Source organism: Kitasatospora purpeofusca, assembly GCF_042691725.1.
Classification (GTDB): domain Bacteria; phylum Actinomycetota; class Actinomycetes; order Streptomycetales; family Streptomycetaceae; genus Kitasatospora; species Kitasatospora purpeofusca_B.
Window position 1 is genome coordinate 4,882,507 of sequence record NZ_CP170483.1, and the last position, 17,475, is coordinate 4,899,981.

6 protein-coding genes, 2 rRNA genes and 1 pseudogene are annotated in these 17,475 nt (G+C 70.8%); 7 read left to right on the forward strand and 2 right to left on the reverse strand.

Annotated elements, in window-relative coordinates:
* Positions 1–622: 622 nt before the first annotated feature.
* The 3 genes from ACFCLZ_RS20760 (at position 623) to ACFCLZ_RS20770 (ending at position 4,661) form a co-directional block, all read left to right on the forward strand.
* A complete protein-coding gene (locus ACFCLZ_RS20760) occupies positions 623–2,821 on the forward strand; it encodes an asparagine synthase-related protein (protein ID WP_380278108.1) in 2,199 nt (732 codons plus the stop codon).
* 516 nt (positions 2,822–3,337) lie between these two features.
* Positions 3,338–3,859 carry a universal stress protein gene (locus tag ACFCLZ_RS20765; RefSeq protein ID WP_380278110.1) on the forward strand — a complete coding sequence of 174 codons (522 nt, stop codon included), beginning with the start codon at positions 3,338–3,340 and terminating at the stop codon, positions 3,857–3,859.
* A gap of 97 nt (positions 3,860–3,956) precedes the next feature.
* Positions 3,957–4,661: a DsbA family oxidoreductase gene (locus ACFCLZ_RS20770; protein ID WP_380278112.1), complete on the forward strand. Its 705-nt coding sequence runs from the start codon at positions 3,957–3,959 to the stop codon at positions 4,659–4,661.
* A 50-nt stretch (positions 4,662–4,711) separates the two neighbouring features.
* On the opposite strand, the gene ACFCLZ_RS20775 is transcribed toward ACFCLZ_RS20770, so the two are convergent.
* Both ACFCLZ_RS20775 and ACFCLZ_RS20780 read right to left on the reverse strand, forming a co-directional pair.
* Positions 4,712–7,105, reverse strand: coding sequence for a sigma-70 family RNA polymerase sigma factor (locus ACFCLZ_RS20775; protein WP_380278114.1), 2,394 nt, complete (start codon positions 7,103–7,105; stop codon positions 4,712–4,714).
* Between the two features lie 337 nt (positions 7,106–7,442).
* Positions 7,443–8,435 (reverse strand): TetR/AcrR family transcriptional regulator, encoded by a 993-nt coding sequence (locus ACFCLZ_RS20780; RefSeq protein WP_380278115.1) that lies wholly within the window; start codon positions 8,433–8,435, stop codon positions 7,443–7,445.
* 539 nt (positions 8,436–8,974) lie between these two features.
* Here ACFCLZ_RS20780 and ACFCLZ_RS20785 point away from each other — a divergent pair.
* The 4 genes and pseudogenes from ACFCLZ_RS20785 to ACFCLZ_RS20800 all read left to right on the forward strand — a co-directional run bounded on the left by ACFCLZ_RS20785 (position 8,975) and on the right by ACFCLZ_RS20800 (position 17,425).
* Positions 8,975–10,360, forward strand: coding sequence for an NAD(P)/FAD-dependent oxidoreductase (locus tag ACFCLZ_RS20785; RefSeq protein ID WP_380278117.1), 1,386 nt, complete (start codon positions 8,975–8,977; stop codon positions 10,358–10,360).
* Between the two features lie 203 nt (positions 10,361–10,563).
* Positions 10,564–11,916 (forward strand): annotated as a pseudogene (locus ACFCLZ_RS20790) (PP2C family protein-serine/threonine phosphatase); the annotation flags it as partial.
* A 611-nt stretch (positions 11,917–12,527) separates the two neighbouring features.
* Positions 12,528–14,051, forward strand: a 16S ribosomal RNA gene (locus ACFCLZ_RS20795).
* A gap of 253 nt (positions 14,052–14,304) precedes the next feature.
* Positions 14,305–17,425 (forward strand): 23S ribosomal RNA (locus tag ACFCLZ_RS20800).
* The 16S and 23S rRNA genes sit together here, the layout of an rRNA operon.
* Positions 17,426–17,475 lie beyond the last annotated feature (50 nt).

Consider the following 17,475-nt stretch of genomic DNA (forward strand, 5'->3'; position numbering starts at 1 on the left):
GTGGACGGTCCGGGGGATTGGTCCGGACCACCCGGATCCGGCCGTCCGGGGGTGTTCGGGCGGAGCGCCGGAGCGTCGTGCTCCGGTCCCGTGTCGATGTGCGCCCGGCCGTGCCCCCTGGCCCGACCGGCTGGTCGGCGATTCGCTGGTGGTCGTGGGTCGGCCCGCCGTCGAGGACCCGGCGGGCCGGGGGATGCCGCCGCCTTCATCCCCGCGGGCGGCGGTGACGTCCGGGAGGGCATGCGGATGCCCTCCCGGGCAGAGCGACGCCTTTCGGCCATTTCGCGATGGCCATGACAGGGCGCCGTGGAGGGCGGTCCGGGCCATGGAGGGGGAGGCCCGGCCCGCCCCGACGGGGACGGGTGTCCGAGTGCCGCCCGAGTGCCGCCCGAGTGCCACCCAGGGATCGTCCAGGGATTGTCCGGGGATCGTCCGGGTGTTCGAAACCGTCTGCCGTCGTGCGCACCCGACCGCCCGGGCACGTACCGGAAACGACAACTCCGGTCGCCGGACGCCCAACCGGTGGCACCATGTCTTCTGACGGCGCGCCACGGGCCGGCCAGGGGGACCGCCCGCTGACGGGCGTGCCGCACGGTGCAGGTCCTCGGGCGGTGGAGGCGCGATGCGGTGGCTGACGGGCTGGTGCACGGGCGCTCCCCGACCGGGCACGCCGGCGCACGAGCCGCCCGGCGCGATCGCCCCGATCGCCGCGCGCCCCCTGTGGAGCGGCCCCGACCCGCTCTGGGCGGTCGGCGACTGGCGGCCCGAGGAGATCCGCCTGGTCACCCTCCGGCCCGGCGCCCCCGCCGTCGTCACCACCGGCCCCACCTCCCCGGACCCGGTCGAGGCCGGACCCGCCGTCCTGCGGCTCGCCGTCCTCGGCCACTGCGGCGCCACCGACGCCGAACTCGCCGCCGGCCTGGCCGCCGCCCGCGGCGGCGCCGTCCGCCACCTCACCGCCTGGCCCGGCGGCTACACCGCGGTGCTGCGCAGCGGCACCCGCTCCACCGTGCTGCTCACCGACCTGGCCGGCGCCCGGCCCGTGTTCCACACCCCCTGGGGCGGCGGCACCGCGTACGCCACCGCGGCCCTGCCGCTCGCCGACCTGGTCGGCGCGCCGTTGGACACCGGCCACCTCGCCGCCCGGCTCGCCTGCCCCGAGGCGCCGGAGGCGCTCGGCACCGGCACGCCCTACCTCGGCGTGCAGCGGGTGCCGCCCGGGCACGCGCTCGGCCTGCGCGACGGGCGGCCGTACCTCTCCGGGTACGACGAGCCGGGTGCCGGCGGCGCGCGCGGGCGCGGCGAGGCGGCGGCGGTCGGCGAGCTCACCCGGGCCCTGCTGGAGTCGGTGCGCTTCCGGGTCCGCACCAGCCCCGGCGGGCCGCCGGGGCGGGCCCGGCTCGGCGTCGACCTCTCGTACGGGACGGCGTCCGCCACCGTCGCGCTGCTCGCCGCCGCCGTCCCGCTCGCGGCCGGCGGAGCGGCGGTGCCGCGCCGGTCCGGCCCGCCGCCCGGCGAGTCCGAACCGGCCGCGGCCGGGCCCGCGGCCGCGCGCACCGGGGCGGTGAAGGGCTCCTGGGCCCGTGCCGCCGGCCGGGCGAGGAGCGCCCCGGAACCGGTCGCCGCCGTCACCTCCGGCGAGTCGGCCGCCTCCGCCGGTGCACCCGTCCCGGTGCCGGTGCCGGTGCCGGCCTCGGACGTCCCGCGGCTGCGCCACACCGTGCTCGCCGCCGGCCCGGACACCCTCCCGTACGCGGACCTGCGCACCGATCCGACGTCCGGGCGGCTGACCGACGAGCCCGGGCCGGAACTCGTCGCCGCGGCCTGGGCCGGGGCCCGCTTCGAGGCGGGCGGCACCGACCACCTCACCGGCTACGGCGCCCGGCACGTCCTGGACGGGCACCCGGCCCGGCTGGCCGACCTGGTCCGGGCCGGCCGGTCGCGCGAACTCCTCTCCCCGGTGGCCGCGCTGGCCGGGGCCGACCGGGCGGCCGCCGGTGTCCTGGCGGGCGCGCTGCGGACCCCGCTGACCGTGGTGCGCGCCGCCCACCGGCTGGCCCGGAGCCGGTGGGCGGACGCGCTCGACGACACGGCCGTGAAACTGACCCTCCGCCGCACGCCCGACGGCGGCGGCACGGCGGGCACCCGCTCGGCGGGCGACCTCGCCTGGGTGGTCCCGGGGCCGGCCGCCCGCTGGCTGTCCGACGAGGCGCTCTCCGCCGTCGCGCTGCGGCTCCGGCTGGCGGCGCGCGAACCGGCGCCCGGCGAACACCCGGGCGCGCACCGGGCGCGGCACGCCCTCCATCGGCACGCGCGCGGGTTCCGCACGCTGGTGCACGCCACCGAACAGCCCGGGCAGCGCCTGCACGCGCCCTTCCTCGACAACCAGGTGGTGCGCGCCGCCCGGCTGCTCCCGGACGACGTCCGGCTCCAGCCCGGGGCGCGGCACGCGCTGCTGCGGTCCGTCCTGGCCGGCACCGGGCGTACCGACCTGCCGCCCGACTGGGGCCGCAGGCCCCGCCCCGACCGCACCGCCCCCGCCCGGGCGGGCCTGCGGCTCGCCGCCGACGGCCTGGCCGAGCTCTTCGACGCCCCGCTGCTCGCGGAGGCCGGCCTGATCGACCTGCCCGCCGTCCGCACCGCCCTCGCCCGCGCCACCGACCAGGCCGGCCCCCTCCCACCCGCCACCCTCGCCGGCCTCGCCGAGCTGGTGGCCACCGAACTCTGGCTCCGCCGCATCCGCGCCCGCCGCCACGGCGCCTGCTGGACCGGCCTCCCCCACCCCACCCGCCCCGCCCTCACCCCCACCCGCTTCCCCTGACCCCCCTCACCCCACCCACACCCCGCCCCCGCGGAGCAGGAAGTCGGTCGGCCCGACTTCCTGCTCCCGGCGGCTCGTCCGTGGCCCACGAATATGCAGACCGGTCTACTGATTCCCTCGCCTTGTCCCGTGCCCGCTGGAGTGGAAAGTCGGCCCGGCCGACTTCCTGCACCCATGGGTCCCGTTCGTGGCCACGAATATGCAGACCGGTCTACCGATTTCCCCCGCTCGGCCCCGTGCCCCGCTGGAGTGGAAAGTCGGCCCGCCCGACTTCCTGCGCTCATGGGCCCCGTTCGTGCCATGAATATGCAGACCGGTCTACCGATTTCCCCCGCCCGGCCCCGTGCCGCTGGAGTAGGAAGTCGGCCAGGCCGACTTCCTGTGCGGACGCCGTGCTGCGCCGTGCCTCGTGGGCGTGTTCGGCGCGGCTCGGGGATGGGGGCGGGGTGGGGCGGCGATCATGGCGAGGCGTCCCGTCCCCGGCTCCCCTTCTGTCCTGCACCCACGGAGGTCATGGTGACCAGTGCCAGCCCGGACCCGTCCGTCCCCGTCGTGCTCTCGGTGCTCGGGCGGCCGCCGACGGGGCGGCCGCCGGGGGTGCTCGCGGCGTGCGACGGGTCGGACGGTTCGCTCTGGGCGTTGGAACGGGCGATGACCGAGGCCGAGGCGCACGGCCTGCCCCTCTACGTGCTCGCCGTCGTCAACCCGGCACCCGCCGGCTACCCGCCCGGGATGGCCGAGCTGGTCCAGGAGAGCGTGGAGACCCTGGTCGAGTCGATGGCCGACGGCCTGCGCCGCTCGGTGGCCGCCGTCCAGCAGGCCCGCCCCCACCCCTGCACGGCGGAGATGTCGCTGCACGTGGTGCTCGGGAACGTGATCGAGGTCCTGCTGGCCGCCTCGGCCCGCCAGCACACCCTGGTGCTCGGCACCCGGGGCAACGGCGGCTTCACCCGCCTCCTCCTCGGCTCGGTCAGCAGCGCCGTCGCCCACCACGCGTCCTGCCCCGTCCTGCTCGTCCCCGCCCCGCCCGAGGGCTGAGCACCCGGGGCAGCGGACGCGCCGGGAATGTCCCGAGATGGTTCATCGTTCACCAACCTCGGAACACAAGCCCCCCATCTTCCCTGGAGCCCCCGTCATGAAGGTCGAGATCTACTCCGACATCGCCTGCCCCTGGTGCTACATCGGCAAGCGTCGCTTCGAGCAGGCCCTCGACGGCTTCGCGGGCAAGGAGAACGTCGAGGTGGTCTACCGGCCGTACCAGCTGGTGCCGGACGCGCCGGCCGCCGCCAGCCCGCACCGCGCGTGGCTGGCCGAGCGCTACGGCCCGCAGTCCGTCGCGATGGACGCCCGGGTGGCCGAACTGGGCCGCACCGAGGGCATCACCTACGACTTCGACGCCGCCCTGCACGCCAACACCTTCCTCGGCCACCGCCTGCTGCACCTGGCCGAGACCGAGTACGGCGCGGCCGCCCAGGGCCGCCTCAAGGAGGCCCTGCTCAAGGCGCACTTCACCGACGGCGTGGACGTCGGCGACCGCACCGCGCTCACCGAGGTCGCCGTCGGGGCGGGCCTGGACCGCGACCGGGTGACCGCCTACCTCGCGGGCGACGAGGGCACCGCCGAGGTCCGCGCGCAGCTGGACGAGGCCCGCGAGGTGGGCATCACCGCCGTGCCGACCTTCGTCTTCGAGGGCAAGTGGGCCGTCCAGGGCGGCCAGGACGCCGAGACCTTCCGCCGGGTGCTGGAGCAGGTCGCCACCGAGATCGGCGAGCGCCGGCCGGCGCCGGTGCAGGTCGCCCCGGCCGGCGAGGCCTGCGCGGACGGCTCCTGCGCCATCTGAGCCGACACCCGCGACCGGCCCGCGCCCCCGCGGCACCCCCGAGGCCCGCTTCAGACGCACCTGAAGCGGGCCTCGGCCCAGTCGGCCATGTTCAGCGCCGACCAGATGCCGTTCGCCGGCGTCACCACCAGCCGGATCGACTTCTGCCCCTCCAGCGACACGTGCACCGGCACCGCCGGTTCACCCGCCCGCAGCGTGCGCGAACTCCACAGCGTCCGCCCGTCGCCGCCCTGGACCGAGAAGACCACGCCGCCGAGCGTCACGCTCAGGTCGTCCATCCCGGCCACCGCGTCGAACGACGTGCAGTTGCGGTTGAGGTCGATCAGCGTGGTCGCCGGAGCGTGCACGCTGACGCCGTGCCGGTGCTCGGCGCCGCCCACGGAGACGGCGTCCCGCTGCCAGAACCAGTCGCTCCCCTTCTGCCGGATGCTCGGCTGCGGCGGGGGCACCCGGTTGTTGCCGGGCTTGATCACCGGCAGGCTGTCGGCCCAGAAGTCGCTCGGCTCCGGGGGCGTGGGGACCGCCGTCGGCACGTTGGCCGTGACGGTGGGCGTGGGGATCACCGGGATTTCGGGCGTGGGGATCACCGGCAGCTCGGGTGTCGGGATCACCGGCAGGCTCGGCTGCGGCGTCACCGGCACCGGGGGCTTGGGCCTGGCCGGTGACGGCGTCGGGGACGGCCCGGACTTCGGGGGCGCGGGCGCCGGCGAGGCCGCCGTGGTGGCCGGCGGCGTGCCGGGCGCGGCCGGCGGCACCGGCCTGGGCTTCGAGCCGGGCGTCGCAGGCGCGGACGGCGCGGACGGCGCGGTGACGGGCTCCTCCACCGGGGCCGGCTCGGCGCCCGCCGGCGCGGGCTGCGGCGCCGGTTGCGGGGCGGCGGGTTCGGGCGCGGGGGCCGGCGGCGCGGGCGCGGCCGGGGCGGACGCGGGGGCGCGGCCACCGGCGGCTTCGGCTCGGGCGAGCCGGTGAGCGCGTACGCGGCCACGGCGGCTGCCGCCACCGCGACGGCGGCGGCGATGCCGGCCTTGGCGGCGGTGCCCAGACCCTCGCCGGCGGCACCCGCGCCCGCACCCGCACCGCCACTTCCGCCCGCGGCCCCGGCCCCGCCCGCAGCCCCACCCGCGGCCCCGGTCCCTCCCGCAGTTCCTCCCGCCGTCCCCGCCGCACCCGCGGCGGCACCCCCGCGGTCGCCCCACCCCCGCCGTGGCGGCCGCGGTCCCGGCGGCCGCGCCGCCGACCACCGCCGCCCCGCCCACGGCGGCCGCAGCGGCACCGACGCCGCCCACACCGACCCAGAGCAGCACCCCGCCGGGCAGCAGCGCGCGCAGCCCGTGGTTGATCTCGGACAGCTCCAGGCACGCGGCCGTGCACCGGTCGCACTCCTTGAGGTGCCGCCCGACCTCCGCCGAGGCGCGCTTGCGCAGCGAGCCGCGCGCGTACGCGCCGAGCCGGTTGGCGTGCGCCGCGCAGTCCCGGTCCTGGCTGCCCGAGACATGGGCCTGCAGGAACCCGGCGGCGAGCCGGTCACGGGCCCGGTGGGCCTGGACGGCGGTCGCGTTGGCGGTCTTGCCGAGCATCACCGCGACGGTCTTGGGCGACTCCCGCTCGACCTCGGTGTGCCAGAGCACCATCCGGTCGTCCTCGGGGAGTTCGGCGTAGGCCTGCATCACCATGCGCTGGTCGGCCATCGCCATCGCCCAGGCGTCGGCGCCGGGGTCGGCCAGGTCGAGGTCGACCACGGCGGCCGAGGTCTGCGCGAACACACTGAAGTCGTCGACGAGTTGCTCGCGCCGCTCGCTGCGGGTCCAGGCCGCGGCGACGTTCCGCACGGCGGTCAGCAGGTAGGCGCGGACGGCGAATTCCGGACCCTTGCCGGCCTTCAGCGCCTGCAGGGTGCGGGCGAACACCTCGCCGGCCAGGTCCTCGGCGGTGAAGCTGTCACGGCAGCAGGTCCGGGCGTAGCGGCGCACCGAGTCGACGTGCCGGCGGTAGATCTCCTCGTACGCGGTGTCGTTCCCGGCCCGTACGAGCGCGGTCAACTCGGCGTCGGAGGGCGGACGTTCGCCGTCGACGGGATCGGCGGGCGCCGGCACGGTGGGGCGCGCCGGGGTGCCGGTCCCGACGAAGGCCTCCGGGGTGACGCTGCCGTGCCCGGCGGGGGCCTGTCCGGGGACGCGGCCCTGGGGGAGGGCGGCGGCGGAGGCGGAGAGCGTCTCACGGCTGGGCATCCCGGCCTGGTCGGGCACCTGGCCCGCCGGACGCCCGGACTGCCCGGACTGCACGGGGCCGGACACCTGGGCCGCTGCCGACGGCCCCGCGCCGGCCGCCCCGGCGTCCGCGCCCGGACCGTCGGGCCTCCAGTCGGACCCCCAGTCGGGCCCGGTCCCCGCGGACCGCCCGAAGTCGAGGCCGTAGCCGTAGTCGTTCTGTTCCTCGGCACTCACAACGGACCCCAGATTCCACGACAGCCCCCGTAGTGTGGCAGGGCGCGCAGGAGTGCGTGGGCGCACGAGCTCCCGCTGCACGGCGCCGAGGGCGCGCGAACGGCGCGCATCGGGACATTGGCTCCAACCACGGGCAAAGGATGGCATAGCGCAGAGTGGGGCGGTAGCCGGACCGGCCGCGACCCACTCTTCCGTGGGCCGTCGCGGATGTGTTCGCCCGGAGCGCGGCGCCTCGGCGGGCGTCGCCCGCGCCGGGCGCGCGACCCGTTTCCACGCGCCGCCCGGTTCACCAACCTCCTTGCCCGCGACGGACGGTGGCCGTCCGGCGAGGTGACGTTCAGCGGGCCCGCAGGCCGTCGAGCAGGATCTGCAGCAGCCGGTCCGACGGGCCTTCGGCAGGTTGACCGTCCGTCTGCGGACCACCGGCCGACTGCGATGCGTCCCCGGCCGCCGGGCCCGCCGCGCCGGGACCGGAGGCCCCGTCCGACGCCGTACCCACCGGACCGGCACCGACCGCCCCGCGCCACGCGTGCACCGGTACCGACGCCGTCAGCACCAGCACCACGTCCGCGACGGTGACCCCGGGCCGCAGCTCACCGGCCGCGCCCGCCCGCGCCACCAGGGCCGCGAGCAGCTGCAGCAGCAGCCGCGGGTCCGCGTCGGCCACCAGCGCCGCGGCCTCGGCCTCGGACGTCGGGACCCCGGTGTCCGGGAACCCGCCGGACGCCGCCGGTGCGACGCCCAGCGGCTCGTACCGCGCGGAGCCGAACCCGCCGGCCGGTCCGGTCGGCCCGAGGGGGTCCGGCGACCGCTGCTCGGGCACCCGCCCGAGCTCCTCGGCGTACCGGAACGCCTCCGGCGGCAGCAGCCGCCCGGCCCCGCTGGACACCGCACGTGCCAGGTACCCGGCCAGCGCCTCCCACGCCCCCGAGCCGCCGTACAGCGACTCGCGGGCCTGGGCGGTCAGCCAGGCCACCTCCTCGGCCGCGATCCGCTGGACCAGCACCTCCTTGCTCGGGAAACGCCGGTACACCGTGCCCACGCCGACCCCGGCGCGCCGCGCGACCTCCTCCATCGGCGCGCCGTAGCCGAACTCGCCGAACACCTCGCGGGCCGCGCGCAGCACGCTCTCGAGGTTCCGGCGGGCGTCGACCCGCAGCCGCGCGCCCGGTGGAGGCCCGGACTGTGTCATCTCGCCGCCCCGGTACGGGACCGCCGCGTACGACGTCCCGGTCGGCCCGGCCGTCTCGGCGGGGCCGCGTTGCTCCGGCACCACGCCCTGGCCGGGATGTGCCGCACCCGCTCGCCCCAACAGTCGCTCCTGTTCCATCATCCCAACTCTCCCCCACAGACGTCCGGTTCCGGACCCTGTCGTCGCCCGCCCCTGCACCCCCCGGTGCAGCTACGCCTGAAAGAAATGACCGATGACCCATCGCTCGTGCCGTTGGTGGTACCGCCCGGGTGACGCCCGACCGTGGGTGCGGCCGCGCGCAGACCACCCGGACCCCGATCCGGCGGGCGCCGCCGGGCCGATCGGTGCGATCGGACCGGCGTGTCGGCGCCCGTATCCGGGGCCTTGTCCGGGAACTACCCTTCCCCGGATCACGGTCCCGCAGTCGGGTTCTCCCGCCAACACTAGAACTGGCCGTAATGGCCGCTCCACGGTGCGTCGCCGCCAGTTGACATGGCAGTGGCCGCGCCGCCACACAATCCGACCATAGTTCACCGCAGTTCGCGGCCGAAAGTGCGTCAGAAAGTCACCCCGGCAGCACATCCGCCCCCGCCCCGCCCCACCGGCCCCGTCCGCCACTGCACGGATGGTGGACAAGACGGCCTCGGCGGTCCTTTATTGGGGGGCGTGATGGGGGCATGCCCGGTCGAAGGCGGGCACCGGGACCCATCGACAGGAGGTGCGCCATCAGGATCCTGATCGTCGGCGGCGGCTGCGCGGGCATGTCCGCAGCGCTGCACCTCCAGCGCGGCCTGCGCGAGCGGCTGCGCCGCGGCGAGGTCCACCTCACCGTGGTCGAGCCGCAGGCCTACCTCACCTACCACCCGCTGCTCGCGGAGGTCGCGGCCGGCAGCATCGACCCCCGGCACGTGGTCGTGCCGCTCCGCCGCGAGCTCACCGAGTGCAAGGTGCTCACCGCGCGGATCACCCGGATCGAGCACGCCACCCGCCGGGCCTGGGCCGACGCCGCCGGCCCGGGCGAACCGCCGGCACCGGTCGAACTCGACTACGACGTCCTGGTGCTCGCCCCCGGAGCGGTCTCCCGCACCGCGCCCGTTCCCGGCCTGGCCGAGCAGGGCCGCGGCTTCTCCACCGTCGGCGAGGCCGTCGGCCTGCGCAATCACGTCCTGGAGCAGCTGGACCTGGCCGCCACCACCCGCGACCCGGCGCTCCGCCAGGCCGCGCTCACCTTCGTCTTCGTCGGGGGCGGCTACGCCGGCGTCGGCGCGCTCGCCGAACTCGAGGACATGGCCCGGTACGCGGTGCGCGGCCACCACAACATCACCCCCGAGGACCTGCGCTGGGTGCTGGTCGAGGCCACCGACCGGATCCTCGCCGAGGAGTCGCCCGAACTCGCCGACCACACTTTGGCCCAGCTGCGGGACCGCAGCGTCGACGTCCGACTGCGCACCACCCTGGAGTCGGCCGTGGGCGGGGTCATGGCGCTCTCCGACGGCAGCCGGTTCGCGGCCCGCACCCTGGTCTGGACGGCCGGGGTCCGCCCGCACCCGCTGCTGCGCGACACCGACCTGCCGCTGGACACCGCCGGCCGGGTCCGCTGCCTGCCCACCCTCCAGGTGCTCGGCCCGGACGGCCGCGCGCTGCCGGGGGCCTGGGCCGCCGGGGACTGCGCCGCCGTGCCCGACCCGCACGCGGACGGGGCGCCGTGCGCGCCGAACGCCCAGCACGCCTTCGCCCAGGCCGAGCTGCTGGCCGCCAATGTGCTGGTCGCGCTGGAGGGCGGCCCGCACGCGCCCGCCATCACCGAGTACCGGCCCGGGGCCCCGGTCTGTTCCACCTCGCTGGGGCTCGGCCGGGCGGTCGCCCACACCAGGCGCGGCGGACGGCTCACCGGCCGCCGCGCCTGGTGGCTGCACCGGGCCCGCCACCTGCGCCGGCTGCCGAGCGGCGAGCGGCGGGTGCGGGTCCTCATGGACTGGGCGCTGGCCGGGCTCTTCGCCCGCGAGGTCGTCCCGATCGGCCGGCCCGAGCAGTCGGCCCCGGCCGACGAGCGGCCCGTGTGAGCGGCGCCGGCGGACCGCCCGCCACCGCCCGCTCGGAGTACCGGGACGGCCCCGCGGCCGACCGGACCACCACGCCTGGCGCGGACGACTTCCGGAATCGGGCCTCCGCCTGACAGGATCGGCCCGACCGAGTCATTACCCCGTGTGCTGACGAGTGCACAAGAAGTGATGATATGTCTGGAACCCGAGGAAGCGGCCGTCGTTTGAACCTCATGCGCTGGAGCGCCCGGCTCACCGGAGTCCCGTGGCGTGCCACCCCGCGGTCCGGGGCCGGCACCGACCGCGGCACCCCGCCCGGCGACGCTGTCGTGGTGCCCGGCCCCCGCGACCCCACCAGCCCCGCCGGTTCGGCCGACACCTCCGACGCCCTCGCCATCTCCGACGCCCTCGACCCCACCGGCGTGCTCGACCCCCACCGGCCCCAGGACCTCCGCGAGGTCCTCAACCGCATCCCGGCCCCGGTCGCCGTCACCTACGGCCCGCTCCACCAGCTCGGCTACGCCAACCGCGCCTACCGCGAACTCTTCGGCGAGCGCCCCACCGGCCTGCCCGCCTGCGACGCCCTGCCCGAACTCGGCACCCTCGGCGTCCTGCCCCTCATGGACCAGGTGATCCGCGGCGGCAGCCCCCGCAGCGTCAAGGCCCGCTGCATCCTCGGCCTCACCGGCAACCGCTACTACAACGTCTCCTGCGTCCCCCTCGCCCGCGACCCGGGCCGCGAGGGCCCCGACGGCGGGCCCGTCCTTTCCACTCCAACGAGCGACGACCCGACCTCCGGCGTCCTTGTCTTCGCCGCCGAGGTCACCGACCAGGTCCTCGCCGCCGCCCGGCTGCGCGAGTCCGAACGCCGCCACCGCGAGGCCGCCGTCACCCTCCAGCGCAGCCTGCTCCCGCAGAAGCTCGACCAGCCGGCAGACCTCCGCGTGGCCGCCACCTACCAACCCGGTGGAGCCGAGGCCGCCGTCGGCGGCGACTGGTACGACGTCATCGCCATCGGAGGCGGCCGCACCGCCCTCGTCATCGGCGACGTCATGGGACGCGGCCTGCGCGCCGCCGCCGTCATGGGACAGCTCCGCACCGCCGTCCGCGCCTACGCCCGCCTCGACCTCCCGCCGCACAAGGTGATGACCCTGCTCGACGGCCTCGCCATGGAGATCGACGCCAACCAGATCGCCACCTGCACCTACGCCGTCTGGGACCCGCAGCGCCGCACCCTCGGCTACGCCTCCGCCGGCCACCTCCCGATCCTGCTGCGCTGCCCCGACGGCACCGTCCTGCGCAGCGAGGAACAGAACGGCCCGCCCCTGGGCACCGGGGGAGGCGTCCACATCTCGCACACCCTCCGACTGCTGCCCGGCACCACCGGCGTCCTCTATACGGACGGGCTGGTCGAACGCCGCGACGAGGACATCGACCAGGGCCTCGACCAGCTCGCCCGTACCCTCGCCGGCGCGGTCGGCGCCCCCGACGTGGTCTGCGCCCGTCTGCTGCGGGCGATGGGCGTCACCTCCGAACACGACGACGACGTCGCCGTCCTCGCCTTCCAGCTGCCGGCCGAGGAGGAGTCCCCCGAACGGAGACCGGCGCTTGACTCGGCCGCCCGAGAGGTCTAGTGTTCTTCGAGCTGCCTGGCTGGGAGCACCGGACACGCGTCTGCGCGGACGGTCCCGAGGTAGCCAATCCTCTGAAACACCACCTCTTCCCGGTTACGGGCCGAGGCGTGTCGTTATTCGTTTCGACGCGTTCCGGCTCAGGGTTTATTCGGTGTGCCTGTTTTCAGGGATTGCGGCCGGATTCGCTTTTCGGAGCGGGGATCGGCTAGAGTTTGAAACGTCGGACGGGGCGTCAAGCCGCAGAAGACGCCAGCGAGTTGGATGAAGGAAGCGCCGGGAACGGCACGGAAAACATCTGGTAAGCTGGAAACACGAAAGAACGAAGCGCCCGGAGGGCCGGTGTGAAAGCCGCCTGATGGAAGCGTCCGTTCCTTGAGAACTCAACAGCGTGCCAAAAGTCAACGCCAGATATGTTGACATCCCCGGCCTCAGATTCTCTGGGGTTGGAGATTCCTTTTGAAATAACACTAGCGAGGACGCAGTGCGCGGGGCCGCCTAATTCCGGTGGTTGCCGTGCCGCTCAACGCGGGTGTGAACCCGATTACGGGTAATCATTCACGGAGAGTTTGATCCTGGCTCAGGACGAACGCTGGCGGCGTGCTTAACACATGCAAGTCGAACGGTGAAGCCCTTCGGGGTGGATCAGTGGCGAACGGGTGAGTAACACGTGGGCAATCTGCCCTGCACTCTGGGACAAGCCCTGGAAACGGGGTCTAATACCGGATATGACCTGGGACCGCATGGTCCTGGGTGTAAAGCTCCGGCGGTGCAGGATGAGCCCGCGGCCTATCAGCTTGTTGGTGGGGTAATGGCCTACCAAGGCGACGACGGGTAGCCGGCCTGAGAGGGCGACCGGCCACACTGGGACTGAGACACGGCCCAGACTCCTACGGGAGGCAGCAGTGGGGAATATTGCACAATGGGCGAAAGCCTGATGCAGCGACGCCGCGTGAGGGATGACGGCCTTCGGGTTGTAAACCTCTTTCAGCAGGGAAGAAGCGCAAGTGACGGTACCTGCAGAAGAAGCACCGGCTAACTACGTGCCAGCAGCCGCGGTAATACGTAGGGTGCGAGCGTTGTCCGGAATTATTGGGCGTAAAGAGCTCGTAGGCGGCCTGTCGCGTCGGATGTGAAAGCCCGGGGCTTAACCCCGGGTCTGCATTCGATACGGGCAGGCTAGAGTGTGGTAGGGGAGATCGGAATTCCTGGTGTAGCGGTGAAATGCGCAGATATCAGGAGGAACACCGGTGGCGAAGGCGGATCTCTGGGCCATTACTGACGCTGAGGAGCGAAAGCGTGGGGAGCGAACAGGATTAGATACCCTGGTAGTCCACGCCGTAAACGTTGGGAACTAGGTGTTGGCGACATTCCACGTCGTCGGTGCCGCAGCTAACGCATTAAGTTCCCCGCCTGGGGAGTACGGCCGCAAGGCTAAAACTCAAAGGAATTGACGGGGGCCCGCACAAGCAGCGGAGCATGTGGCTTAATTCGACGCAACGCGAAGAACCTTACCAAGGCTTGACATATACCGGAAACGGCTAGAGATAGTCGCCCCCTTGTGGTCGGTATACAGGTGGTGCATGGTTGTCGTCAGCTCGTGTCGTGAGATGTTGGGTTAAGTCCCGCAACGAGCGCAACCCTTGTTCTGTGTTGCCAGCATGCCTTTCGGGGTGATGGGGACTCACAGGAGACTGCCGGGGTCAACTCGGAGGAAGGTGGGGACGACGTCAAATCATCATGCCCCTTATGTCTTGGGCTGCACACGTGCTACAATGGTCGGTACAAAGGGCTGCGATGCCGTGAGGCGGAGCGAATCCCAAAAAGCCGGCCTCAGTTCGGATTGGGGTCTGCAACTCGACCCCATGAAGTTGGAGTTGCTAGTAATCGCAGATCAGCATGCTGCGGTGAATACGTTCCCGGGCCTTGTACACACCGCCCGTCACGTCACGAAAGTCGGTAACACCCGAAGCCGGTGGCCTAACCCGTAAGGGGAGGAGCCGTCGAAGGTGGGACCAGCGATTGGGACGAAGTCGTAACAAGGTAGCCGTACCGGAAGGTGCGGCTGGATCACCTCCTTTCTAAGGAGCAATATGCCGCTTGCAGGCGAATGTCCTGCACGGTTGCTCATGGGTGGAACGTTGACTATTCGGCACAGGAAGAGATCAGAAGGTAGTACTGCTTCGGCGTGGAACGCTTCTGGGATTGACTGTGTCGGGCACGTTGTTGGGTCCTGAGGGAACGGAAACGTACCTCAGTGATGCCGGTCCCATGCTTGTTGAGGTGGGTGTCTGGTCGTTGTTTGAGAACTGCACAGTGGACGCGAGCATCTGTGGCCAAGTTTTTAAGGGCGCACGGTGGATGCCTTGGCACCAGGAACCGATGAAGGACGTGGGAGGCCACGATAGTCCCCGGGGAGCCGTCAACCAGGCTTTGATCCGGGGGTTTCCGAATGGGGAAACCCGGCAGTCGTCATGGGCTGTCACCCATACCTGAACACATAGGGTATGTGGAGGGAACGCGGGGAAGTGAAACATCTCAGTACCCGCAGGAAGAGAAAACAACCGTGATTCCGGGAGTAGTGGCGAGCGAAACCGGATGAGGCTAAACCATGAGCGTGTGAGACCCGGCAGGGGTTGCGCTGATGGGGTCGTGGGATTTTTCTTGACCGGTCTGCCGGCCGGTCGACGAGTCAGAAACCGTATGGATAGTCGAAGGACATGCGAAAGGTCCGGCGTAGAGGGTAAGACCCCCGTAGGCGAAATCTGTACGGCTCGTTTGAAGAACTCCCAAGTAGCACGGGGCCCGAGAAATCCCGTGTGAATCTGGCGGGACCACCCGCTAAGCCTAAATATTCCCTGGTGACCGATAGCGGATAGTACCGTGAGGGAATGGTGAAAAGTACCGCGGGAGCGGAGTGAAATAGTACCTGAAACCGTGTGCCTACAAGCCGTGGGAGCGTCGTTCATCAGCTTGCTGATGGGCCGTGACTGCGTGCCTTTTGAAGAATGAGCCTGCGAGTTTGCGGTGTGTAGCGAGGTTAACCCGTGTGGGGTAGCCGTAGCGAAAGCGAGTCCGAATAGGGCGTTTGAGTTGCATGCCCAAGACCCGAAGCGGAGTGATCTAGCCATGGGCAGGTTGAAGCGGAGGTAAGACTTCGTGGAGGACCGAACCCACCAGGGTTGAAAACCTGGGGGATGACCTGTGGTTAGGGGTGAAAGGCCAATCAAACTCCGTGATAGCTGGTTCTCCCCGAAATGCATTTAGGTGCAGCGTCACGTGTTTCTTGCCGGAGGTAGAGCACTGGATAGGCGATGGGCCTCACCGGGTTACTGACCTTAGCCAAACTCCGAATGCCGGTAAGTGAGAGCGTGGCAGTGAGACTGTGGGGGATAAGCTCCATGGTCGAGAGGGAAACAGCCCAGAACACCGACTAAGGTCCCTAAGCGTGTGCTAAGTGGGAAAGGATGTGGAGTCGCAGAGACAACCAGGAGGTTGGCTTAGAAGCAGCCACCCTTGAAAGAGTGCGTAATAGCTCACTGGTCAAGTGATTCCGCGCCGACAATGTAGCGGGGCTCAAGCACATCACCGAAGTCGTGTCATTGCAGCATGAAGGGCCAACGCCTGCTGTGATGGGTAGGGGAGCGTCGTGTGCCGGGTGAAGCGGCGGTGGAAACCAGTCGTGGACGGTATACGAGTGAGAATGCAGGCATGAGTAGCGATACAAGAGTGGGAAACTCTTGCGCCGATTGACCAAGGGTTCCTGGGTCAAGCTGATCTGCCCAGGGTAAGTCGGGACCTAAGGCGAGGCCGACAGGCGTAGTCGATGGACAACGGGTTGATATTCCCGTACCCGCTTTGAAGCGCCAACGCTGAACCGAGTGATGCTAAGCCCGTGAAACCGGCCTGGAGTCTTCGGACAAAGGGACGTGGTGGAGCCGGCGATCCAACCTCGTATTAGGTGAGCGATGGGGTGACGCAGGAAGGTAGTCCAGCCCGGGCGGTGGTTGTCCCGGGGTAAGGGTGTAGGACGTTGCGTAGGCAAATCCGCGCAACACATAGTCTGAGACCTGATGCCGAGCCGATTGTGGTGAAGTGGATGATCCTATGCTGTCGAGAAAAGCCTCTAGCGAGTTTCATGGCGGCCCGTACCCCAAACCGACTCAGGTGGTCAGGTAGAGAATACCGAGGCGTTCGGGTGAACTATGGTTAAGGAACTCGGCAAAATGCCCCCGTAACTTCGGGAGAAGGGGGGCCATTCCTGGTGACGAGTCTTGCACTCCGAGCTGGGGGTGGCCGCAGAGACCAGCGAGAAGCGACTGTTTACTAAAAACACAGGTCCGTGCGAAGCCGTAAGGCGATGTATACGGACTGACGCCTGCCCGGTGCTGGAACGTTAAGGGGACCGGTTAGCTCCATTTCGGTGGGGCGAAGCTGAGAACTTAAGCGCCAGTAAACGGCGGTGGTAACTATAACCATCCTAAGGTAGCGAAATTCCTTGTCGGGTAAGTTCCGACCTGCACGAATGGCGTAACGACTTCTCGACTGTCTCAACCATAGGCCCGGTGAAATTGCATTACGAGTAAAGATGCTCGTTTCGCGCAGCAGGACGGAAAGACCCCGGGACCTTTACTATAGCTTGATATTGGTGTTCGGTTCGGCTTGTGTAGGATAGGTGGGAGACTTTGAAGCCGTGACGCCAGTCATGGTGGAGTCGTCGTTGAAATACCACTCTGGTCGTGCTGGATGTCTAACCTGGGTCCGTGATCCGGATCAGGGACAGTGTCTGGTGGGTAGTTTAACTGGGGCGGTTGCCTCCTAAAGAGTAACGGAGGCGCCCAAAGGTTCCCTCAGCCTGGTTGGCAATCAGGTGTTGAGTGTAAGTGCACAAGGGAGCTTGACTGTGAGACTGACGGGTCGAGCAGGTACGAAAGTAGGGACTAGTGATCCGGCGGTGGCTTGTGGAAGCGCCGTCGCTCAACGGATAAAAGGTACCCCGGGGATAACAGGCTGATCTTCCCCAAGAGTCCATATCGACGGGATGGTTTGGCACCTCGATGTCGGCTCGTCGCATCCTGGGGCTGGAGTAGGTCCCAAGGGTTGGGCTGTTCGCCCATTAAAGCGGTACGCGAGCTGGGTTTAGAACGTCGTGAGACAGTTCGGTCCCTATCCGCTGTGCGCGTAGGAGTGTTGAGAAGGGCTGTCCCTAGTACGAGAGGACCGGGACGGACGAACCTCTGGTGTGCCAGTTGTTCTGCCAAGGGCATGGCTGGTTGGCTACGTTCGGGAGGGATAACCGCTGAAAGCATCTAAGCGGGAAGCCTGCTTCGAGATGAGCACTCCCACCTCCTTGAGAGGGTAAGGCTCCCAGTAGACGACTGGGTTGATAGGCCGGATATGGAAGCCCTGTGAGGGGTGGAGTTGACCGGTACTAATAGGCCGAGGGCTTGTCCTCAGTTGCTCGCGTCCACTGTGTTGTTCTGAAACAACGACCCCCACACGTCT